At 38.9% G+C, this 24,247-nt stretch carries 17 protein-coding genes; 2 read left to right on the top strand and 15 right to left on the bottom strand.

From position 1 onward, the window contains the following. Nucleotides 1-14: 14 nt before the first annotated feature. A complete protein-coding gene (locus B4N43_RS11685) occupies nucleotides 15-1,175 on the bottom strand; it encodes an aldose epimerase family protein (protein WP_286734813.1) in 1,161 nt (386 codons plus the stop codon). Between the two features lie 173 nt (nucleotides 1,176-1,348). Here B4N43_RS11685 and B4N43_RS11680 point away from each other — a divergent pair, with 173 nt between their 5' ends. Both B4N43_RS11680 and B4N43_RS11675 read left to right on the top strand, forming a co-directional pair. Beyond that, nucleotides 1,349-4,504 carry a sensor histidine kinase gene (locus tag B4N43_RS11680; RefSeq protein WP_286734810.1) on the top strand — a complete coding sequence of 1,052 codons (3,156 nt, stop codon included), beginning with the start codon at nucleotides 1,349-1,351 and terminating at the stop codon, nucleotides 4,502-4,504. A 2-nt stretch (nucleotides 4,505-4,506) separates the two neighbouring features. Then, nucleotides 4,507-5,286, top strand: a complete 780-nt coding sequence (locus B4N43_RS11675; RefSeq protein WP_075993465.1) for a response regulator transcription factor — start codon at nucleotides 4,507-4,509, stop codon at nucleotides 5,284-5,286. Between the two features lie 52 nt (nucleotides 5,287-5,338). Here B4N43_RS11675 and B4N43_RS11670 read toward each other — a convergent pair whose 3' ends face one another. From B4N43_RS11670 to B4N43_RS11605, 14 genes are all read right to left on the bottom strand, one after another. After that, complete coding sequence (locus tag B4N43_RS11670; RefSeq protein WP_286734807.1) at nucleotides 5,339-6,802, bottom strand: glycoside hydrolase family 76 protein; 1,464 nt, start codon at nucleotides 6,800-6,802, stop codon at nucleotides 5,339-5,341. 162 nt (nucleotides 6,803-6,964) lie between these two features. Beyond that, on the bottom strand, nucleotides 6,965-7,714 hold the full coding sequence (locus B4N43_RS11665; protein WP_075993467.1) for a YoaK family protein: 750 nt from the start codon (nucleotides 7,712-7,714) through the stop codon (nucleotides 6,965-6,967). Next, nucleotides 7,698-8,198, bottom strand: a complete 501-nt coding sequence (locus B4N43_RS11660) for a hypothetical protein (RefSeq protein ID WP_075993468.1) — start codon at nucleotides 8,196-8,198, stop codon at nucleotides 7,698-7,700. The genes B4N43_RS11665 and B4N43_RS11660 overlap by 17 nt, the downstream gene beginning before the upstream one ends. Continuing rightward, on the bottom strand, nucleotides 8,185-8,703 hold the full coding sequence (locus tag B4N43_RS11655) for a hypothetical protein (RefSeq protein WP_075993469.1): 519 nt from the start codon (nucleotides 8,701-8,703) through the stop codon (nucleotides 8,185-8,187). Before B4N43_RS11655 ends, B4N43_RS11660 begins: the two co-directional genes overlap by 14 nt. 129 nt (nucleotides 8,704-8,832) lie before the next feature. Then, nucleotides 8,833-10,263, bottom strand: a complete 1,431-nt coding sequence (locus B4N43_RS11650; RefSeq protein ID WP_286734802.1) for a TolC family protein — start codon at nucleotides 10,261-10,263, stop codon at nucleotides 8,833-8,835. Nucleotides 10,264-10,270: 7 nt separating this feature from the next. Further along, nucleotides 10,271-11,632 carry an HlyD family secretion protein gene (locus B4N43_RS11645; RefSeq protein WP_286734800.1) on the bottom strand — a complete coding sequence of 454 codons (1,362 nt, stop codon included), beginning with the start codon at nucleotides 11,630-11,632 and terminating at the stop codon, nucleotides 10,271-10,273. Then, nucleotides 11,622-12,623, bottom strand: coding sequence for an ABC transporter transmembrane domain-containing protein (locus B4N43_RS11640; protein WP_286734799.1), 1,002 nt, complete (start codon nucleotides 12,621-12,623; stop codon nucleotides 11,622-11,624). The genes B4N43_RS11645 and B4N43_RS11640 overlap by 11 nt, the downstream gene beginning before the upstream one ends. Before the next feature lie 69 nt (nucleotides 12,624-12,692). Continuing rightward, complete coding sequence (locus B4N43_RS11635; protein ID WP_088162276.1) at nucleotides 12,693-13,175, bottom strand: hypothetical protein; 483 nt, start codon at nucleotides 13,173-13,175, stop codon at nucleotides 12,693-12,695. Nucleotides 13,176-13,299: 124 nt separating this feature from the next. Next, complete coding sequence (locus B4N43_RS11630) at nucleotides 13,300-14,658, bottom strand: HAMP domain-containing sensor histidine kinase (RefSeq protein ID WP_075993474.1); 1,359 nt, start codon at nucleotides 14,656-14,658, stop codon at nucleotides 13,300-13,302. Nucleotides 14,659-14,668: 10 nt separating this feature from the next. Then, nucleotides 14,669-15,433 (bottom strand): response regulator transcription factor, encoded by a 765-nt coding sequence (locus B4N43_RS11625; RefSeq protein WP_227550161.1) that lies wholly within the window; start codon nucleotides 15,431-15,433, stop codon nucleotides 14,669-14,671. Between the two features lie 146 nt (nucleotides 15,434-15,579). Further along, entirely contained in the window at nucleotides 15,580-18,042 is a 2,463-nt protein-coding gene (locus B4N43_RS11620; RefSeq protein WP_286734793.1) for a phosphocholine-specific phospholipase C, read from the bottom strand. Further along, nucleotides 18,042-19,535 carry a SusD/RagB family nutrient-binding outer membrane lipoprotein gene (locus B4N43_RS11615; RefSeq protein ID WP_286734790.1) on the bottom strand — a complete coding sequence of 498 codons (1,494 nt, stop codon included), beginning with the start codon at nucleotides 19,533-19,535 and terminating at the stop codon, nucleotides 18,042-18,044. Before B4N43_RS11615 ends, B4N43_RS11620 begins: the two co-directional genes overlap by 1 nt. 12 nt (nucleotides 19,536-19,547) lie before the next feature. Continuing rightward, nucleotides 19,548-22,769: a SusC/RagA family TonB-linked outer membrane protein gene (locus B4N43_RS11610; RefSeq protein WP_286734789.1), complete on the bottom strand. Its 3,222-nt coding sequence runs from the start codon at nucleotides 22,767-22,769 to the stop codon at nucleotides 19,548-19,550. Between the two features lie 118 nt (nucleotides 22,770-22,887). Next, on the bottom strand, nucleotides 22,888-24,237 hold the full coding sequence (locus B4N43_RS11605; protein WP_286734788.1) for an MATE family efflux transporter: 1,350 nt from the start codon (nucleotides 24,235-24,237) through the stop codon (nucleotides 22,888-22,890). Between the last annotated feature and the right edge of the window lie 10 nt (nucleotides 24,238-24,247).

The following is a 24,247-nucleotide window of genomic DNA, read 5'->3' as shown; positions in this document are numbered from 1 at the left end:
TTATTAAATATGTATTATTTCACCGAAAAACGATACAGGGATTTCGTTTGATAAACTTGCCCGGGGTTTAGGACGGTTGTTGGAAAATTAGGTTGGTTTGGGGCATCCGGAAAATGCTGCGGTTCGAGGCAAAAGGCGGTACGAAAGGAGTCTTTTTTCCCGTTCTTCAATTGCACTTGTTCATTCATAAAATTACCGCTATAAAATTGTATTCCAGGTTCTGCAGTCAGAATATCCATAACAATACCCGATTTATCTCCAATCACATGGGCTGCTTTGTACCAATCGCCATCTTTCTCCTTGCTTAAGACAAAGTTGTGATCATAGCCCTTTCCAAAGCTCAGTTGCTGATCATTGGCATTAATATCTTTTCCTATTGGTTTCAAGGTTGTAAAATCAAAAGCTGTTCCCTTTACCGGTGCTAATTGCCCTGTTGGTATTAGTGTACTATCCACTGGTGTGTATTCATTCGCAAACAATTGAAGCTGATGATCCAGAATTGTACCGCTTCCCTCACCATTTAAATTAAAGTAAGCATGGTTGGTCAAATTGATCACCGTCTTTTTATCGGAAGTAGCACGATAGGCAATCATCAATTCATTATTATCGTTAAGCGTATAAGTCACTTCCATTTGGATGTTTCCTGGAAACCCCTCGTGTCCATCAGGTAAGGTGTAAGCAAAAGTAAGAGACGATTTATCTGACGATTTTAATGTCCAATTGGCAAAATGCACACCTTTAAAACCTCCATGCAGTGTATTAGGACCGTTATTTACCGCCAATGTATAGGTTTTATCATCCAACTTAAATTTTCCCTTAGCAATCCGATTACCAAAAGGCCCTACAATAGTACCAAAAAATGGTTCTTTGGGATTATTATAATCAGCCGCTTTAGAAAAACCCAAAACAACATCGCATAACTCCCCCTTATTGTCAGGTACCCATAATCCCACTAAACGTGCACCAAAATTGGTAAAATAAGCTTGTACGCCATTTTTATTGCTCAGTTCATATAGATAAGCCTGTTTTTGATCAATAGTTCCGCTGAACTGTGCGGTATCCATGTAGGCCGATAAAGAATCTGCTTTTGAAGTTTTGGAACCAGTCGATTGCTGACAAGACACACAAAATGCCAGCATTGCAGAAAGACCAAGCAAGGTCAATTTTCCTCTCATTCGTAATATTTTAAATGGTTTATAATCTTTGTTTAGATAGAACATACGTCCTTTTCTAGATTTTTTATAATTTTAACGCTTACAATATATAAGCTAAAGTCTCAAATTTTTCAGAAATTTTAAGATTAAATTGTTTCATTTTAGCACTATTTTGTATCAATAACCAAATGATCATGATCAACCTAAAGCCTTTACGTCTTCTATTTTTTCTGTTGCTCCCCTCGTTGCTCCATGCACAGCCCTATTATTTCAATCATTATCAAATCAATGAAGGATTGTCTAACAATGCTGTCATTTGTAGTATGCAAGATAGTCAGGGCTTTCTTTGGTTCGGTACAAAAGATGGGTTAAATCGTTTTGATGGTAATAATTTCAAACATTTTGATGCATCAAAATCCGGAAAAAATAGTCTGGGGGGCAATAATATCATTTCATTAAAAGAAGATTTTCGAAAGAGAATTTGGATTGGTACAGATCAGGGAATCTATTGTTACAACCCCGTCGATGAACAATTTAGACTGCTGAGTAAACAATTTGAAAATGCGGACGTCCCTGTTATTATTACCGATCAACGCAAAAGGATCTGGTTTATATCAAATGGAATGCTCTATTGCCATGATTTAGTTAGTCATGCAATTCAACAATTTACAAAATCAGATCTCTATATTACGTCCATCAGCTGCACAAAAAATGGAGCTGTATTTTTTGGAACTCCTGAAGGCAAAATCTTCCAAATAGGTCCTTCCGGAAAACCCGTACTCATGCTTGACTTTCAAGCAAAATATGGTGCTAAGGATTGGTTTAGTATTGAGAAAATAATGGAAAACCGCGACGGAGACTTATTGATTGGTACTTCAAAAACTGGTGTTTATTGCTATCGCTTTCAAGATAAATCCCTTAAGTCTATCCTTGGACCAGATCAACTGCATCAATTTCTCTATGTCAGAGATATTATACAGCCAAATGATCATGAATATTGGTTTGCAACGGAGTCTGGCCTCTTCATTTATCAAATTGCTAGCCGACGTTACATCAACATTCAGAAAGAACAAGAAAACCCTTGGGGTATATCTGACAATGCCATTTATAACATCCTACAGGATAAGGATGAGGGTATTTGGCTGGGAACCTATTTTGGTGGGATCAACTATTATCATAAGAACAATAGTATCATCGAAAAATTCCTCCCACAAGATCGCCACGGGAGCCTAAAAGGCTCTGTTGTACGCATTATCAAAAAAGATATCGATCAGAATATATGGATAGGCACCGAAAATGGAGGACTATCTAAACTGGACCCTAAGTCGGGTAATATCCAAAACTTTTCCGATAAGCAGGGGAATCTGGCAAACAATAATATCCATGGCGTTCTTCCTATTGGTGATAAACTACTGATCGGCACCTTCGTCAATGGCCTGGACATATTTTCGCCAAAGCTTCAAAAAGTCATTTATCATATCGATCGCAATAACAATGCAACCCCTTCTGATCTACAAAGCAATTTTCTATTTTATCTCTATAAAACTCGAAAAGGAGACATTATAGCTGCATCAACTCGTGGCTTATACCGGTTTAACTTTGAAAAAAAGTCTTTTCACCTCATTGATAATGTCCCCGAATACATGTTTTACACGACTATTTTGGAAGATAAAGAGGGAAATATCTGGGTAGGTACATGGCGCGATGGGCTATTTTGCTATAATCCGACCACACGTTATTTCAAACATTATACACATCATCAGAATGACCCCAATTCTTTGCCTAACAATAGGGTCAATAGTCTATTTGAGGATTCAAAAAATCAAATTTGGATCGCCACTGAAGGTGGAATGGCTAAGAAGAAATCAAATCAGGACAGTTTTGAAAACATTGGCTTGGAAGAAGGAATGCCCAGTAACGTAACGCTCGCATTTTTAGAAGACAAACAACAGAATCTCTGGGTAAGTACCTCTAAAGGGCTGGTACGCTATCATCTGCCCAATGGCAGAAAACGGATCTTCAACTTGGAGTCAGGCCTACCGACGATTCAGTTCAATTACAATTCATCTTTTGATGACGACAATGGGAACTTCTATTTCGGTACCATCAATGGTCTTATACGTTTCAACCCGGAAAAACTAAACCAAATTAACTATAAGAATCAAATACCGATTTATATCACTAATTTTTACATCAACAATAGAGCGATCAATCAATATACCGATGCAAGTATTTTATCCAAATCAATCTTATTCACAAAAAATATCAAACTAAAACACGACGAATCATCCTTCAGTCTTGATTTTGCGGCATTACACTACCAAGCCCCCCACTCTATTCACTATAGTTATAAAATGGATGGTCTTGACGACAATTGGATAGACATTACAAGCAATCAACGTGCTTACTTCACCAAACTTGCGCCTGGGAACTATGTTTTTACCGTAAAAGCGGAGGATCCAAATGGTAATACAATACCCACCTTTGCTAGTCTTAAAATCACGATTCTTCCTCCTATATGGGCAAGTATACCGGCTTTTGTTTGCTACGCACTAATCCTTGTGGGGCTCATTGTATTTGTTATTCATCATTTCAATGAAAAGATCAAACAACGCAATCGACAACACCTTCTAACCGTACAAAATCTACGTGAGCAAGAACTCTACCGCTCAAAAATCAATTTTTACACCGATGTTGCCCATGAAATACGCACACCATTGACATTGATCAAGGCCCCATTAGAGAAGCTTATGGATAAGGTAGATCACAATCCTGTAACAGACAAGCTATTATTGACCATGCAGAACAATACGGAGAAGTTGATTGCGCTTAGTAACCAATTACTGGATTTTAGACAGGTTGAAACGGAAGGATTCAAATTACACTTTGAGTCAGAAAACATAAGCCAAACGGTTCAGGAAATCATCAACAATTTTACGGTCACACTCCAGGCACAGGGAAAGCAGATTGTGTCGCACATTATGCCGGATATTATAGGTCAAGTCGATATCGACGCATTCGACAAGATTTGTTACAACTTATTGAATAATGCCCTTAAATATTCCTCATCCTATATTGAAGTGAATTTGAATATGGATAAACAGAAAAATATCTTTATATTGACCGTGAAAAACGACGGAGCTTTAATTCCTTCAGAAGAAAGGGAAAGAATTTTTGAACCATTCAATCGTTTAAAGCAAAATAAGAATGTTCCCGGAAGTGGTCTAGGCTTGGCATTGACAAGATCCCTAACCTTAAAACACCAAGGTACCTTGTTATATAGTACAAACGACCTCCAATTGAACGTATTTAGCTTGACGTTACCTTTGAATCACAATACAAACCCATAATTATGAATGCCAAATCCAATTTATTATTAGTAGATGATCATACTGAACTGCTTGAATTTATTGCGGATGATCTCAATGAGGATTATCAGATAACGACGAGTTCTAATGGAAGGGAAGCCCTAGATTTATTAGCCTCTGAATATTTCGATCTGATCGTAAGTGATGTAATGATGCCAGAAATGGATGGTTTTGAGCTCTGTCAAAAAATTAAGGAGGATATCGCTTATGCACATATTCCAGTTATACTTTTGACAGCAAAAAATAGTATTGAATCAAAAATTCAGGGTTTAGAATTTGGTGCCGACGCTTACATTGAAAAACCTTTTTCGCCCGCTTTTTTAAGAGCACAAATAGCCAGTTTATTAAAGAATAGAGTTAAGGTCAAGGAGTTTTTTATTAAAAATCCGATGTCACAAATCCAACAGATCGGGCAAAATCAAAGTGAACAAGAGTTCTTGCTGAAGATTGAAGAAATCATTATGCAACATCTCGATGATCCCCAGTTTAATGTCGATAGAATGGCCGATATTCTCTGCATGAGCAGACCTACACTCTATCGCAAAATCAATGTGGTATCCAGCCTATCACCCAATGAACTGATTAATTTAACTCGGCTCAGAAAAGCAGCAGAACTGCTTATTCAAAAACAATATAAAGTTTACGAAATTTCTAATTTATTGGGCTACAGTTCCGCTACTCATTTCTCACGTAATTTTCAAAAGCAGTTTGGCCAAAGTCCTACCGAATTTCAGGACGCTCAAACTGCTTTATCTAAATCTTAACCGAGCAAATAATCATATCTGAATAAAAATAGGTGTCCGTCCAAGCGTGCACCTATTTTGTTGATTCAACTTGGGCAAGTGTTGCATACTGTGCTGCATAAGTGAACATAAACATTCCTTCCAAATCATTCTTACTTTTATCATTTGCCCAGCCTCCAAGCAAGTCATTCGGCAGAAATCCATCTTTCAAGAAGTGGGTATAGCCATAATCCAAATTATCCTGAAAAGATTTTGCATACAGTCCAGCCTTGCTATAATTGGGAAATATAGCGGTATATCCTCTTAACAACACGCCGTTAAACCAATTATTAAAACCATCTGTCGCATAGGTATAGTGCTCAGGAATCTGCTGCCCTAACTTTCCAAAATAAGTAAAAGTCGCATCGGCCAGTTTCTTGCCATCTTCTAAATAGCTTTTTGCTTTCGTAACACGATATAAGTCGGCGGCTCCAGAAATCATCGTTCCACTGTTATAGGAAAATGCAGTGCCGACCGCTTTTCTGAGCTCGGTATTTTTTCGGTATTGTACACCGTTGACCGTTTCATAAGCTATCGAACAATCTGGAAAACAATCACCCATCATATCCGCATAAACACCCTTTTCATTAAGAAGATATGCCTTTTGCCAGTCATAAATCCTTTTAGCATAACGGAGATAAAAATCGCTCTTCTTCTCTTTTTCTGAAATACGAGTTAGTTTATCTTTCGGATCAATGGAATGCGCAACGATTTGATCTCCTTTCTTTTTATAGATTTCATACAATGCAACAAGCGGACTAATAATCGGTGCATTACTACAGGCATGCTTAGTTACATATCCTGGGCCCCATGGGATTCCACCATGCTCTTTCCCTTTCTCATCCAAAGTACAATCCCAACCATCAAGAACATAGGCAGTAAGGTATTCAGCTTCTTGCAAATAGCGTTCTTGCCCAGTCAAATGATAAGCTTCCAATAATTCCCGTACTAGCCACATCTGATCATCATAGACATTCAGTACTCCCGTTACATTTGCTTTTCCTTTTTCTCGGACGCGATCGACAGCATACACCGTCCATTCTTTATGTTGTGTAAAAGATGTTAGCGTAAATGTCCCTAAATAATAAGCTGCATTTGCATGAAGCTTAGCCAATAAATCCACATAGCGGGAGTAATACTTTCCGTAAAGCTCGCTATTACCTGCCTTTTGTTGCTTTTTCAAGCCGCTCAACACAGCATTTACAGCTTCTATGGAAGCAGAGTACATCCATACACTCGCTTTTTCTTCGGATCGAACCTGCGTAAATGGATTATAAAAACGATGCATTTTGAAGTCTTCACCAGAAAAATAAACTTCCATTGACCGATCAATCAATTGGATCGCCCGTAAAAGATTCTGTTGGCTTTTATTTTGATCATGTACTGATCTTTGGCTGTGCAATTCTTGCGCACACACCTGTTTTACACAGAGGGGTAATACTGACAGAGAAATTAGAGAGAGTGCCCAAAAAGGCCGGATGGAAAAGAATTTGATCATGATACGGTTTTAAATTGATTAAGTAGTCTTTCATGCGCTTTGGTAGAGCGTGATAACCGAGGTTGAAGATAAGCATTTTTTGTCCAAAAAAAATCGCATTTTTTGAAATGCGATTAAACTCTTTGCCCTTTTGCTTAGTTAACCAAGAACTTTCTCGGTCAACTAAGCTGCCACTGGCTGACGATGACGATTCACAAATTGCTTTTTCAACAGATACAATTTGTAGTGGTCGTACAAACCAATGATTAAAAGAACAAAACAAACCACGTAAAATGTCTTATTCGATAAATAGGTGAATGAAATACCGCTCACAAGCCCCCCCATGACATAGGCTCCCACGATACTCAGCAGTAAATGGAATTTGTCGACCAATGCCTTATTGCTTCGGTTCGACTCCTTAGTGAACATCGAAATCAATATTGCTAAATCTGTCGTTAGCCCTGTCAAGTGTGTCGTTTTCACAACAGAATTCGATATGCTCGCTGTTAAACCATTTTGTAATCCCATTGCAAATAGCAATGCACCGACAAGTATCTCTGTTTCTTTCAAAGAATCTTCATAAAATACATCAAGATATATCCCGACAAACAATATACTCAGTATTTCCAATGCCAAGGGAATGGAATGTGTCAGATAGGAGCTAAAACGTCCTTTACCATGAATGATGATAAGATTCGAAAGCATACTCCCCACTAGAAAAAGTAAAATCCAAAATAGCACTACTGCACCTTGATACCAATTTCCTTTCGCAATCTCTTGCGCAAAAACCGCATAATAACCTGTTACATTGGATGTAAACGAGAAAAAGACAATGACAGATGCAACATTGACCATTCCCGCAGAGAATGCAGTTATTCCCCCTAATTTGATATTATCTTGAATCGTTCTATGATTGCTATATTTTCTCAGCATATTTTTCCTTTCCTCCTTTTTTCAGCACAATTCGTGCGATTCCTTTCGTCTGCATATCCAAGTTAAGATGCAGTATCAATTGGTTTTTATTCAATTTTTGTATGACAAAGCTCTCTATAAGCTCATCATTTTTCCGAAGCTCAAGGATATGGCCTCGTCCCTTCAAAAACCAATTGTATTGTTTGTCCTCATGATGGGCAATAAAATTTTTGTCACCCATTTTTTCAAAATGCCATAATCCATCCTGCAAGGGTGGAAGGTGAGCGATTGCAGCATCTTTTATTCCCTCATGGATAACCGCCTGTTTTTTGAACGTTGGAGACTTCTCCACTTTCTCAAAGTACCAACCTTGCTCTTCCCACTCTCCTTCTAAAAGCCGCTCGGGGTTTTCATAAAACATAACCATTGAACTAGCTCCTAAAAGCAAAAAGGACAACAAGACGAAGTTGAACCTTGCCAATATTTTTCTCTTAATAGTTAACATCCCATTTCTTGTTAAAAAATAAATCCGCCAAGACATTTCCTCCTGTTTTGTTTGTCCCAGGTCTTGCGACAATCGAGACATTCTTCTGTTTACTTTTACTCAAGTGAAGCAAAGCCTGTCCGACGTCGAAAAAATGCCGTGTTCTTTTTTCAAATTCATAATCTGTGGGAACTTTGACTTCATCAATCCGAGCTCCGCGCAAATAATGTTGTAAATAATTGAGATTGTCAGAGCCGATGATATCTGTATAGATATTTAGCTTACGATTTTCATAACGATGACAGATCATCTGGCAGGCCTTCAAAAAGTCCTCCGATTGAAGATTACTGAGTTGGTCATCCAATGTGATTCCCAATAGTTCGCTGATCGATGTACTGCTCTTATTACCATAGACAAGAATGATATCAAGTTCTTCGGCTTTCGATTGCTCTATACTATGAATCACAAAAAAAAGTGAATCAATCGTAAAATCACTTGGAATCAATACACGCATTGCCTTTGCCATATCCAATTATTTTTATACAAAATTAATAGGTCATCATGGCAACCGAATGAATCTGGAATTAACTTTCTATTAGAATTTTAAGACCGATATTAAAATGAGATTAAAAAAAAGATACAGATTAAAATGGGATTAAAATTTAGTTCCGGCTTTGTAATATAATTCCGCTAGTGCCTTTCTGTAGTCCGTAACAAGCTTCTCTTGCTTGATCCGCATTTCGATCAGCTTGTTTTCCCTACTATTAACTACAAACAAGGTTGATTCACCCAGTTCAAACTTATTTAATTCCCCCCGAAGAAGCAGTTCCTGATTACTTATATTGATCGATTGAAGTTCAATCTGTTTACTGTAAGCATTTAAATCATTATATTTTTTAACGACTTCATTGTAAATATTTCTCTCGGTCGCAACCTGTTCAAATCGTAGCTGATCTTGCTTAATACGGACCTCTTTGAGCTTCCCTCGTTCGGCGCGAATAAAAAGTGGAAATGCAAATTCAAAACCTACCTTATAATTCTGCCAATTAAAATCATACTGCGGTGGTACAAAGTCATTAAAACCGTGACGGCTAGAAATAAGCGTGCCCGACACATTAAATTTAGGTTTAAGCATTTCTTTTCGATAACGTTCTTCAAATAGAAGTTGTTGATTTTTACTCGCCAACTTTATCATTTCGGGATGAGCAATTTTTGCCGAATCAAGTAGCGCCTCGATCACACTATTATCTGGCAAAATAACAGGATCTTCGAGCTTATGCGGTATGGCATGATCGGGAAGTTCTACTGGAAATTGTTGATCATTCCACAGATGATTGGACAATACAATTTTCGCGTTTTTAAGTTCAACTTCATACTTTGAAAGTTCTATCCGCCGTTCTTTTACAACGACCGAAGCTTCGATGGAATCAATTACAGGTTTATCTCCCAGCGTCGTCTGTTCACTGATTGCTTTAAACCGTTGATCAGCCAATTTTACACCCTCCAATAAAAGCTGATACTGTTGATAGGCAAAATACCAATTCCAGTAATCTGAAAGTGCCTGAAACCAAATGGCATTTATTTGTTTTATCTTTTCGCCTTCCAGGTAGCTGATCATAGCCTTTGCCTGCTGCAACGTATTTCTTCTGCTATCGACAATTAAACCTTGCCCCAATGGAATACTTAAACCGATTGCGGAAAGCCCTGCATTATTTGTTCGGGATTGCGGGTTTGTATAATCACCAACATTTCGATCATAAGCAATTTTCAGATCTGCGCCAGCTAACCAAAGTGGAATTTTCAACTCACTATTCCATTGATTGTAATAATCCGTCTTGCCAAAATGCTTATTTTTAAAACTGGAATTTAGCGTCGGATCAAACTTCCCTAAAGCCTGTGTTACCTGGGCTTTTGCAGTTTCACTCAGCAGATTCACTTGTTTAACGATGGGATGATTGGCCATTAAAAGCTCTTCCATGTCATCCACGGTAAAAGTATTCCTTGCTCCATACTCCTTTTCCTGAGCCGAAAGATGAGGAGAGAAAAAAATGCAAAACAGGATAAAAATAAAATTCAATTTATTCATATAACAATTACTTTTTCTCACTTTCTTTTGGTTCTCTTTCCAAACTCGGTGGAAAACCATTCAACTGTCGCCATATCTCATACCATAAAGGAACTTTATTTAAAATAACTCTGCCATATGCACCTGAGCCCTGATTTAACTGAACAGGCCAAGGCTCATCTCCTTCCGGAACAGGATCTGTTGCACGTATCAAAATCCTAAATCGACCATTCGTACTGCTCACCTTGTCAATGACCGAGACTTTGCCGGCAAAGGTACCCACCGCGACAGACGGCCATCCGGAAAATTGGATCGATGGCCAGCCATCAAATTGTAGCCTTACATCACTTTCCGGCTCAATCAGTGGGACATCCATCGCGTTTACATAAAGTTCTACGGCAAGCAGTGGTTTTTTAGGCTGTAATGTCGCAACGGACTCACCCTCCTTCATATTTTCACCAATTCCTGCCTTAAAGGTTTTTACAATAAAACCATCTTGCGGAGCCCTCACGACATATAACCCTCGTCGTACATCAATATTGGATATCTCATTTCTCAATTTGGCGATATCCCCTTGAACTGAGGCTTTGGAGGAAAAGGCGGAACTTAAATCGGACTGCGCTTTCGCCAATGATTCATTATACTTTGCACGGATGTTGTTCAATTCGATACTGGCGTTCGTTAATGATTGTCTTGAATTCGACAACTTGTTATCTGCACTTACAACTTTAGCTCGATCATTTTGCAGATTTAAGCGCCTTGTTTCGATATCTGTTAACGAAAATAAGCCGTCACGATAGCCCTCTTCGTACCGTTTAAGCCGCTTTTCACTGGTCTCAAAAAAGCTCATGACAGCGACCAATTCTGCGCTATCTATTTTTACCAGATTTTGAGCTTGAATAACCTTATTTTTAGCTGACTTAAGCTGAAAATCCAAACCATTTTGTAAAGCCTGAATCTGCGCTTCAGTGGCTTTCATTTTTTGATTAGCAGCATCTTCTCCGCTTTGTTTGGCATTCAATTGCTCTTCTAACCGCAATGGTAACATGGGATCAAAATAAGATTGAGAAGTCTCCGAAAGCACTAAAATCGTATCACCTTTCTTCACTTCCTGCCCCTCAGTAACGGCCCAATATTCAATGCGGCCACCAATCTGATTTTGGATAGTCTGTGGTCTATCTTGTGGACGTAAAGCAGTAACCGTTCCTACTCCAGGAATTGTCTGCCTCCATGGGAGAAAAAGTGCTAGTACAAAAACAATCCCAGAAAACACAAGAATTCGCCCCAAGACTAGGGATCCCCGCTCTTTCAATAACTTATCAACCGCATCATGGGAAAGATCTCTCCATGAGAGCGTTTTCTGACTCGAACGATCCTTATTAATCAACATAAACCGCAGCGTCCTCCTCCAACGCAAGATCCGTTACAGCCGCCAATTTGACAACTCCAGTAAGCATATCAAAAATAGTATTCAAATTTGTCATCAGTTTTTCAATGGCATAACCAATTTGAACGATGACAACTTCAGCAGCAACAAATTGACCAAAAGTCATTTGCCGCTCAACAACAAAATAAGATCCAAGCAAGAGCATCGCTCCAAACAACAGGGTGCGAAGTAGGACAGAACCAATAAAAAAACGCTTTAAAACCTTAAAATGATCGTTCCTCGCCCCTAAATACTTACTGACAATATAATCTGTTGTTTTTGTCACTTCGTTCATTTTCGTCTCATCAGCACGATAATGGTCAATTTGTCCGGCAACAGCTTCCAAATAGGCTACCGTCTCATATTTGTATTCAGACTCTTCAATACTTGTTTTCAACCCTCTTTTATAGTATAAAACAAGTATCGTAATAACAGAAAAAATGACAATAAGGCCAAAGGCTAGAAATGCAGGATGATAAAATGATAATAAGACCACACTAAAGAAAATTGTCACCACTGCAGCGATAATATCGATCAAAAGTTTGATAATTCCCTTTTGGATAATGATAACATCAAAAAATCGGTTGACCAACTCCACAAGATTTTTTCCAAGTAACTCTTCAGGTTTAATTCTCGGCAGGCGATAAGAAAATTCAACCGCCGATTTTAGAAAGATTTTCTGCTCTAAATACTCTACTAAGGTCAATTGTCCAATCAATAGTACCCCGCCCACAATCACGCCAAATAACACAAAAGCAATTAAGATATAGGTAGAGCTATACATCGCTCCATTGCTTAAAAAATTAAAGATAGCTGTTATCCCTATTGGAATAGTCAAACTAAAAATACCGATGACGATGGCATAAATAAATATATAATTGATCGTTTTTCGTTCAGTATGTAATAAGCTAGCCAACCGTTGTAAAGGTGATGGTCCGCCTTGTATATGCCCCATAAAAATAGATAGAAGATAAGTTATAAATGATGAATTTCAGCTAAAAACAACAGTAAAAACTCCGATCGATCATTCAATTAGTCCGATCTCTCTGTTTCTAATAGTTGATTGCTCCTTAAATGAAATCGTAGCACGAATTTGACTCTCGACTTTACGGAGTGCATTAGCGACATTAAAAAAATTGCGTGTTTTCTTTTTATAGGTATAATCGCGTGGTATTATGACCTCATTCACAGACTGTCCTTTGAGGTAATGCTGCAAATAATGACTGTTATCGGTACCCAAAATATCTGCAAAAATACTGAGCTTACGGTTTTTATAGCGCTGATAGATTCCGCTACAGGCTTTTAAAAAAGATTCAGATTGAAGTGTCTCCAGTTGATCTTCCAATCCAATTCCGAGTAATTCACTCGCAGAAGTGCTGCTTTTATTGCCATACACAAGGATAATATCGATAGAATCAGCCATTGACTCTTCAATACTTTGACGCACAAAATGGAGTGAATCAACTGTAAAATCACTAGGTATTAATATACGCGTTGTTTTAGCCATGCTTTTTTTTAGCAAAGTTAAAACGCACATATGGCAACGGAATGAATCTAAAATTAGCTTTCCATTAGAAAGCGAGCAGCAGTATTAAAATGAGATTAGAAATACGATCAAAATTAAAACTACATTAGAATCGAAGGTAAGTGGGTAGTTCAATTTCTACAGTGGTGCCTTCACTCACAACAGAATTGACCTTCAATGTCCCACCATGCAACTTAATAATATTTCTGGCCAAAGGAAGTCCTATACCATAACCGTCAATGCCACTCGTATTGGACGCTCTAAAATAAGGATCGTAGATATGATCCAATTCGCGGGAGGGTATTCCGATACCTTTGTCTTTTATTAGAATAAAGACTTTATTGTCCAATGCCCCCAAAGCAATATAAGCAGTCCTATCGGATGAATATTTACAGGCATTACTGATAATATTGGATAGCGCAAGCTGTAGCAAAATTGCATTTCCATTCACCTTAAGTCGCATACTATCATCTGGTAACAGACTGAAATCTGTTATAATCTTAAATTTATCATTGATGGCCTTAACAGTCAGCTCGGCGTCCATCACGATCTGATCAATACGAACGGGGCTAAATGCAGTCGCATTATTAACAAAACCTGTACGCGCCAACAGTAAAAGTGCTTTTGTTTTCTTTTCCAAATGCTCTGCCGACTCAATGATCTTAAATAATGTGCGTTGGTACTCCGCTGTTGTTCGCTCTTTGGATAAAGCAAGATCTGCCTGTCCTATGATGGATGTCAAGGGTGTATTTAGCTCATGTGACGCATTGCTGATAAAGTTCTTTTGTGTTTCGAAAGAAGTTTCCAAGCGCGTCAACATCCGATTAAATGTGAGTGCAAGGCCATGAAGCTCACCTTTGTACTTATCCTCATCTAATCGTTTATAAAGATTTTCCGAACCAATCTCTTGCACCTCTTTCATCATGGTTAGTATTGGCTTTAAGAACGAACGTTTCATAAAAACCGAAACAACGAATATAAAGAGAATTCCCAAAATCAGACTTATAATAAGCAGATTACGAAGGTAGGCCAAATGGTGTGTATAAAAGTAATTTTCAGCGGAAGCGCCTACAATATACTTTCGACCATTTTGCGAAAAATATTTAGTTGAATAGAATTGATTACCCGACTTGAAATTTGAGCTTCCCTTTTTATTGATTTTATCCCAAAGTTCTTGATGAAATCCCTGGCTTCTTAAAATAGCACCATTGCTATCAAATTCCACTAAAAATTCATGCTGATTATTGAGATTTTCTATAAAATCAAGGCTCCACTGATCAGCTTGGGATGCGGATTTACTATTCAGAAATTTTTCAGCAGCAATATTTCGCCGCAGATCCAGCCGTTTATAAAAATCTGTAAAAGCAAAATTCGTAACGGAATAAAAAATAAAGCCAACAAAACAACTCACATAAATGACCAGAATTGCAATGAGATAAATAAGCTTTCGATTATAATTGTGCATTTTGAAATATTCAGTCTTCTATTTTTAGAACATATCCCATACCAATAACCGTATGGATCGCTTTTTTGCTCGTTATTTTTTCAATCTTTTTTCTCAAATAATTCACATAAACATCGACGACATTTGATCCAATATCGAAATTTATCCCCCATATTTTGTCCAAAAGCTCCGTTCTCTCAAATACCTTTTTGGGGCTCTGAATAAACAACAAGAGTAAACGATACTCTGTACTTGTCAGATTGAGTTCCTGCCCCTCACAGTAGGCTATTTTTTTATAATCATCGATACTCAGAAAACCATAACTAAATGTGTCTTTCGAGGGCTGTAACTCACGTTGTGTTGCCTGTACGATAGACTGTTGCCTGCGGATCAATGAACGTATCCGAGCCTTCAATTCAATTAGCTTAAAGGGCTTGGAAAGATAGTCATCGGCACCATTATCGAGTCCGAGCACCACATTTTCTGGAGTACCAAGTGCAGTCAGCATCATAACAGGTAAATCGGTATACCCCCACTGTCTGATCTGCTTACAAATATCCAGGCCATTGGTTCCCGGCAAAAGAATGTCCAATAGCACAAGAGAGACATCTTGCTTCGCCAAAAGCTGTTCCAGACCTTCCGAGCGCCCCAGATGAATGACCCTATAGCCATCCTCGCCTAAGCCTTGTACGATCAAATCAGCAACATCCTGTTCATCTTCAACCAAAATAATTTTTTGCTCCTCCATATTCGTCATGATGTGTAGCTCTCTGTAATGAACTACGATCCAAACCATAAAAATAACGTTTTGACACAAGAGACACAAATCCCATTTTTGCCCGAATCCACACAAAAAGATCCTTGCTCTATTTTGCAAAAGCGAAAGCGCTGTGTTCATCGATCGTGAAACAGCGCTTTCGTCCTAGTATTTAATTGGTTCAGCTATAATTTTACTTTACCCATCAACGGATCCGTCTTACTTGATTTACCAGTCTCTATATGTCCAGCATAGCAGAATTTGACCGCATGATCTTCTGAACACGTTATTTCGATATCATACCAACCTTCACTCTTGCTGCAATCGATTTCAACCAAAGCAGGATCATCCTTGCGCATTGCCTTCGCATGGAAAAGATCATAGGAACAGTCTTTAAGATGTAAATCCCAATTTGGCGACTCTGATTGTACACAAAGAATAGGCTTTCCAGCAACTACTTTCGTATACACATCAATAGCTGGAATATGTGACTTTGCGCCTTCAATCGCACGATAGAAACCATTAGGGCCATGCAATGCAAATGATATGTACTCTCCTACAATTTTATCGAGTTCCCATTCATACGCTAATTGATCCCCTTCCCGTACCGTAAAATTCCAAACTTTACCCGCCGCATGGCCATCATACGCCACATAGGAAATAACATAATAAGGCATGCCCGCTCCCGCTTTAGCTGTATTGAGCCTTCTTTCCAAGGTTGAGCTGATGGAAAGCATCGTTGGTGTATACTGTACTTTTAGCTGCAATTCATAAGGTAAAGCACAAGCATCCTTCCATCCCTGCTCTTGCATCTGCATAGCTGCATGATACTGACCTGTCGATTTGATTTCCTCCAGTTTTTGGCTGTCGATTTTCACAAAATCTGTTGGGAGTTTTTTATTCCTGGCGGAGAATATACGTTCAACATACCCGTCTCTGTCTACCGGATTAAGCCTTGTTTTGGAAATGTTATCTACAGGACGAAAAGAAGTTGTTAAGTCGCCACAGACCATTCTTCGCCATTGACTGATGTTTTCTTCCCGTATCACCTTACCCGTTTTCTTCTCCAAAAAATGTTCTAAAAATTGAAGACAGGAGGTGTGGTCAAAAACTTCGGAATTGACCCAACCACCCTTAGACCAGGGTGAAGCTATCACCATTGGTACGCGATAGCCCAAACCAATAGGACTTTCAAAACTTACATTATTACTATTTTTCCTTTTTCGCTCCTGTTCTAGCGTAACATATTCATCCGAAGTGTCGATTTCTGACACGGCACCCTGATCTTTGTTCGTGCTCAATGGCGGAACAAAAGGAGCGATATGGTCAAAATATCCATCATTTTCGTCATAAGTTAAGATGAAAATTGTCTTTTTCCAAACCTCAGGGTCTTTGGTCAATATATCGAGGACTTCGGATACGTACCATGCCCCATACCAAGGTGAGCCCGGATGATCCGAAAAACGACAAGGTGCCACTAACCACGACACTGTAGGTAATTGGCAATCTTCAACATCTTTTCTAAACTGATAAAAAACATCTCCGGCTGGCACCTCAACTTCCTGCCGCTTTCCACCTTCTTTATAACTTAATTTATCAAGTTTGTGAAAGTTGGGATCAGCTAGATTAGTCACAAATGCATTGCGATGGATATCTTTTTCGAACTGGGATAGCTTTTCAAAATTCTCAGGGGTATAATGAATGACATCTCTTTTCAAATCTTCCAATTCCGCTTTGGCTTTGTGCAGCAATTCTTCTTTTGGATTTGTTTCCAAAAATTTATGCAGCTCTTTTACCCGTTCTTTCATCCACTGATAATGTGCCAAATGATATCTTACACCATACTGTTGGTGAAACTCCAGGTTGTTATCGGTAAAATTGGCCAACCAATCTTCCTCTTCTCCTTTAAAGCCTACTGGTAAACTTAGTTCATTTTGATAAACTTTCCACGAGACCCCTGCTTTTTGCAGTCGTTCAGGATAGGTTTTCCATTTGACATCCTTGTAGTTGATCTGACCATTGTCTACATGCGCAACAGATTCGGGATTACGGGGTTCTTCGCGCACTGTACCAGTCCAAAAATACGATCGATTAGCGCTCGTTCCCGTCAGTGAAGAACAAAAATGCTGGTCGCAAACCGTAAATGCATCTGCAAAAGCATAATAAAAAGGAATATCTGCACGGTTATAATAACCCATTGTTAAAGGCATGGCCTTATATTCTGAATTACCAGAGCTCTTTGCTTCCAACCAATTATCCATTTTCCCGTCATGACGAGCCGCAACCATATCACGCCAGCCATGCGGAAGCGACCCCATCCAAGTCGATTTACTATTGACGATATCTAAATGGAAAGGTGCAAAATATGCACCTTCCTTATTTCCTTGTATCCATACAGGTAGACCATTCGGCAATTTCATCGCGCGGGGATCGTTAAAGCCACGTACGCCCTTCAAAGTTCCAAAACAATGGTCAAACGATCTATTTTCCTGCATCAAAAAGACAACATGTTCGGCATCCAAAAAAGTTGATCCTTTTGGAGCTTCAATCGCCAAGGCTTTTTGTATTGATTCAGGCAGCCAGTTTATAGCGACTGTACTCCCTGCCAGCATGGCTGCTTTTTTTAAAAATACCCTCCTTGAATCCATTATTTTAACCACCAAGTCTCTAAATTAATATTGTCATTTCCGCCAAATTGTGATTTGATCGCATCAGATACATTCGCCGTATTATTATTGTACTCATCTTGAGGATACATCCAGCGATAGGCTGTTTTCACATTCGCCGATTTACGGAAACTCGGATACCCCGTGCGCAAATGATCAAAATAAGCCGAGTATCCCCCCTGATGAAATGAGCGCAGGTATTTCTGCATCAAGATGCGTTCGAGCTTTTGCTCATTGGAGCTAGCCCCGTCAAGACTTACCGAATTTTGTTCAAGATATTTGGCCGCTTGTGCTTCATTTGTATAAGTTCCTATATTTTTCGCATACTTTTCATAAAATTTGAACGATGCCTGTACTCCTTTGGTATACGTTGCATTGAGATCGCCCGTTATCCAACCTTTCAAAATGGCTTCAGCCAAAATAAACTGCATCTCCGAACAGCCCAATAAGACCAATGGCTCAGCTGTGGGATCTTGATAAAATCGTTCGTGGACTTTCGATAATTTACCTAATACAGCTTTTGCATTCACCTGCGCATAAGGAACAATCGGATCTCCGCCTTCATAAGCCGTAAAGTCATTAATCGCTTTACCCGCTTCTTTACCCAGTCTTGTTTGTGTAGCGACGGCAAATAACCGCGGATCTTTCAGGTCCTGCAATCGTTGGATAAAAGTGGAATCCATATACATTCCCGATCCATAACCGCTAGAGTTAAATTCAGGATAGCGATTACCCTCTTGATTCAAAAAGATGAGTTGCCCATCTTCACCACCACCAACATCAGTGATTCTAGACTCATTGGTAAATATTTTTGAAAATTCTGTTGCTGCATTAAATGGAAGATCAGTCGTTTTCTTCGAAAGCGTCAATAGTACTTTTAGGCGAAATGAATTGACTAACTTGTTCCAATTGCCACTATTTCCACCATAAATAATATCCCCATTTATGGTGTTATTGTTCTTCTTCAGAATAATACTTGCTTCCTCGAGCTCCTTCAATACACCCACCAAAACGTCTTTCTGTGTATCGTATTTCGGCGCAAAAATTGCTGAATTTTCACCCTTTGCTGCTTCTGAATAAGGGACATCACCAAACGTTAAGGTAAGATTATAAAAATAATACGCACGGAAAAATTTTGCTAATGCCAAATAACTGTCAGCGCCAATACGTTCAGCTTCTTCGGTCATCTTGGTAATATTGCGAAGATTACCATATTGCTCAAAGCTTCCCCTTTGCCAATTATAAATTTGATTCGCATTTTCACCATCTGTTTGCACAATCATTTTCAAGGCATATAGTGGTGAGGTACCGTGCCAGGTCCGAAAAGCATCCCATTCTACCTTCGTCAATAAAGCTTGCGGGTGGGTTGTTGTCGCTTCATTTGGATTAACATTTACTTCCGTCAATTTCTGACAAGAAGTCATGATTGAAAGAGAAAAGAATCCAAGAAATATATGTTTATTAAATAATTTCATCGTACTACGTTATTAAAACTTAAAATCTAGAGAAAAACCAATATATCGCGTGGAAGGGTCTTGTAAGTTTCCATCGTTTCCAACACCAAAATCAGGATCGATATAAGGTACTTTCTTCCACATAGCCAAATTATAGCCAAATAGTGATGCATTTAAGGCCGTAAGCTGTTTTAATTTAAACACCTTATTGACATCATAACCTACCGATAGTCTACGTAGTTTTACAAATGATCGATCAAATACATTGGCAAACAGTTTACTTTCAGACTCTGTAACTCTGGCCTGATAAGGATAATTTTGACTCCAAGCCTGCCAATCAACAGCTTTTGTATTATTTGTATACGTTCGGGTATCTGAAGTAATATTACCGTTCACGTCGCGGGTAAGCTCACCTCCTGTTACGATCACCCCATCTGGCACAAAAACTGGTTTCCCTGCATCATATTGTTCCTGACGATATAAGACCGAAGAAGGATGCTTTCCACCCCACCACATTTTTTCTATGGTTGTCGAATTCATCACGCCGCCAATAGATCCGTCGAAATCAAGATTTACCTGAAATCCCTTAAATTTGAACTGGTTTGCAAAACCAAATTGCCAGTCCGGTTGAAAGTAACCTAAATACTGTGGAAATGGATTTTTGGTCGGCATACCCGTATTCGGATTCAAGATAACCTTACCATCAGCCGATTTTTCCCAGACAGTACCATAATAGCTGTCTGCACGATCGCCTTTTTTAAGATTACCGTATTTCGCTTGGTTATTGTAAATTTCTTCCAAACGCTGAATTGCACGAGACCAGTTAACAGTAGACGTCCACGAAAATTGTTCATTTTTAATTATATTCCCTGTCAAAGAAATCTCCAATCCTTTTGTACGGTATTTATTTCCATTTACTTTACGCGAAGTAAAAGCGGATGCTTGGGAAATACTCAAATCGATGATCTGATTTTTATCAACAACATTATAGTACGTTACATCAGCCGAAAGCCTATTTTTAAAGAAAGCCATAGAAGCACCAATTTCTAAGGAAATGGACTGCTGCGGAAGGATATCAGGATTAATAATACCTACAGGATAGGTTACTGATGGCGTCGAACCATAGGTAACATCTTTTTTATAAGTCGCAGCAATGCTATAAGGATCCAGATCAGAAGATACTGATGCCCAGGAACTGTACAATTTAACAAAGTCAATTTGCGCTGGCAGTTTAAAATAATCGGAGATAACACTACTTAGTGAAACCGATGGATAAAAGAATGACTGATTTGCCTTTGATAATGTGGATGACCAGTCATTTCTTCCTGAAAAATTCAGATAGGTCGACTTAAACACATTTAAGTTTACCGACGCATAAGCACTTCGGATTATTTTCTCAGTTGTTGTATTTGTTGCCTTAACTGGACCTTGGGTATTGCCTAAGTTGTAGACAAATGGTACAACTAAACCATCAGTAGTTTGATAAAGCTCACGATAATCTCTTTTGAAAGTGGAAGATCCCGCATTAACGGTTACACCGAAATTATCAGACAACTGCTTAATATAGGTTGCTAAGACGTCCGCATCAAAATTGAGCTGCTTGCTATCCCAGTTTTTATAATCCCCATTCCGTGAATCGCCATAATTCATGTAAGACTTAGGACTCTGCATGTCCTGGAATAGATTTTTTTGTCTTGCTGCAGCACGACCTTTGATGGTAAATTCAGGTGAAATACGCCAAGTTAAAGCAGTCTGCCCGGCCAAAATATCCTGATCGTATACTTGGTTCAGCTCATTAGCTGCAAAATAAGGGTTGTTGTACCAAGCATAGTTATAGTTTGCTTGACGATAGCCTTCCTGTCCCGGAATATAGAGGTGATCCTTTAATTCCTGTCCATTTACATCATTTCCCATCCACAACAGAATCGTATACATATGATTTTTAGGTCCATATCCATACCTTGGATAATTTGGAGATTTCACTTTGTTATAGGATAAGTTAAGATCTAATTGTACCTCAGGAGTAAAACGGTAAGAGGTATTCAAATTTAATCCACCTGTAGAAAGCTTTGTATTGGGCACCTGACCTTTTTGATAGGCATATTTTCCTGTTCCAAATATGCTTACCTTTTCCGAACGATACGATAATGTCGCATTATTCTCGGTAATCAGTCCAGTTCCAAGGAAATCCTCTAAATTGTTATGTGCGACCCAATCAATCGGCACTCTTTCGTAACGTGACTTATCATTATACTTGGTTCCACTCACATCACCCCACCAAGGAATCACTTCACCAGTTTGCTTATCACGAATCGGACTGTTCCATTGAGCAACCTTTATTCCGGAGTTCAATTTGGGTCCCCATGTCATATCTCCATCTGAAATCCCCCCATCAGCACCATCCCAAAACTCATATTTACCGTTGGATCCACTTCCGAACTCCTTCTGCGATTCAGGAAAAACTGTAAATCCAGCAGAAAACATATTACTGGTTCCAACCGAAAACTCCAGCCTATCGCTTTTTGCACTTTTGGTTGTAATTAAGATCGCGCCATTTTTACCGCGTGATCCATATAAAGATGAAGCGGCTGTTCCTTTTAGTACATTGATATTCTCTATGTTTTGACTGGACATGTCGTAAAAATCAGATTCTACAGGAATGCCATCTACGACAATAAGTGGGGTCTTACCACGCAATTGAAAAGATGGTGCCTGAAAAATCCCCGTTGGATTATTAACGATCAGACCAGATACTTGTCCCGTTAGCGCTGTACCAATATTCATTGTTTTAGACTCTTTAAGTACGTCTAATTTAACTTCTTGAGTAGCGTAACCAATTTGCTTCTTTTGTTGCTTGATACCAATTGCCGTGACAACAACCTCATCCAACTTTGAATCATCCTTTTCCAAAACCACCACAAGATCCCCATCTGTAGCAGTTATTGTAGCTGTTTTATATCCTAAAGAAGAAACACGGATTTGGTCGCCAACCTGACCTTTCAGATTGAATTTACCATTAAACTCTGTACGCGTACTCTGTTTGCTGGTTTCATTGATGATCGTGCCGCCGTCAATAGGTTTGCCGTCCTGATCCTTAACAATCCCTTTAATAATAGCTTGATCGGCAATTTCGAGCTTGGTAGTTTCATTCGCAAAGTTTGCCCATACGCTATCGACATGTGCCGCATTCAGCAATGCAATAGCTAAGGTCACCTGAGCTGTTTTCCTAAATTGAGGTAGTTTAATAGGTTTCATTATTTTGAATTTTGCCCAAAAAAATGAAACCTATATTACTAGAAGATGAGTAGTATATTAACAATGCAATCTTAAAGATTGCTTAACTTAACATTAACATCGTTCGCGCTGCAACGTCTTATACATCAACTTGCATATTGAGCTTCCGCGTGCTTCGTCGAACCGCATAGATGACTATAATGAAAATAATCCAATCTATCGCCGCGCTCGCTACGTAAATGCTGTGTACACCAAAATATTTTGGTGCAATAATTAAGATAGGAATATAAAATACAACCTGCCGCAATACACTGATAAAAGTCGCAGGCTTGGCATGATCAATGGAAGGAAACCACACCATCGCCATAAAAATAAATGGAAGAACCAATAAAACACTCATGTAAATTCTGAAATCCATTAGCTGCTGTATTGAAAAAATCGCTCCTGGGATCATGATCGATATCACAGCAACGGGATGAAGCATCACCAGCAACCAGAACGGAAGCAGAATCAGCAGCCCAGTAATGGCAAATAAACGGTACGAATTGATACTTCTCGTATACTGCCCAGCACCATAATTCATCCCCGTTACAGGCTGCAAAGCCCGCATAAGCCCCCATAGTGGGGTATTTAATAAAATATAAAGCCGATTGATCGCCGTAAAAAACGTAATATCCATATTATTTCCGTAATTGGCCAATGCGTTGAAGACAACAATATTCTGGATTACAATCATGACCATCATGACAAAGCCGGGCATTCCTAATGAAAGCGTTTCTTTTAAAATCGATAAATCCCAAGATAAAGACCAAAACTTTGTTTTGAACGAAGCCTTTCCCCCGGCGTAATACCATACACCTAAAAATGTGTAGATGATCATCGATATATTGGTTGCCCAAGCTGCCCCTGATACACCCCAACCAAAGTGTTCTATAAAAACCGGTTTAAGTAAGACATCAACAAGCAATCCTATTGCAATCATCCAGGCCGCAGTTTTCATACGACCCTCTGCACGAATAATCATGTTGAGGGCCAAACCATAAATCCAGAAAAAACTACCCAATATGGTTGTTCGAAAGTAATCCACCCCAAGAGCCAATATATCACCTCTACCACCCATCATGTAGACCAATTTGTCGGCAAATGCATAGCAAGGGAGGGTAATTATAAGAGAGAAAATAATAGTCAAAAAATGCACCGTACCAAATGACCTATGTAATTTCTCCTGTTGATCCCCACCTATCCAAATACTAATTGCTGCCCCCATACCTGTTCCGATCAGGGTACCAAAACCTTGTGCAAATTGGGCTAAAGGATAGGTTACACCGACAGCTGCCAACGCTGTATTGTTAATCAGATGACCAACAAAAATACCATCCAGAAAATTGTTCAGACCATACAGGACCATTGCAATCACGGCAGGCCACGACATCTGCCACATCACCCTACTTAACTTACCGTTTAAGATCAGTTGTTTCTGTTTCTCCATAACCTATCGT

Origin of the sequence: Sphingobacterium sp. UBA1897 (genome assembly GCF_002337775.1) — a bacterium.
Lineage (GTDB): Bacteria > Bacteroidota > Bacteroidia > Sphingobacteriales > Sphingobacteriaceae > Sphingobacterium > Sphingobacterium siyangense.
Note: the sequence above shows the minus strand (reverse complement) of the source record. Positions and strands in the feature narration are given on the sequence as shown.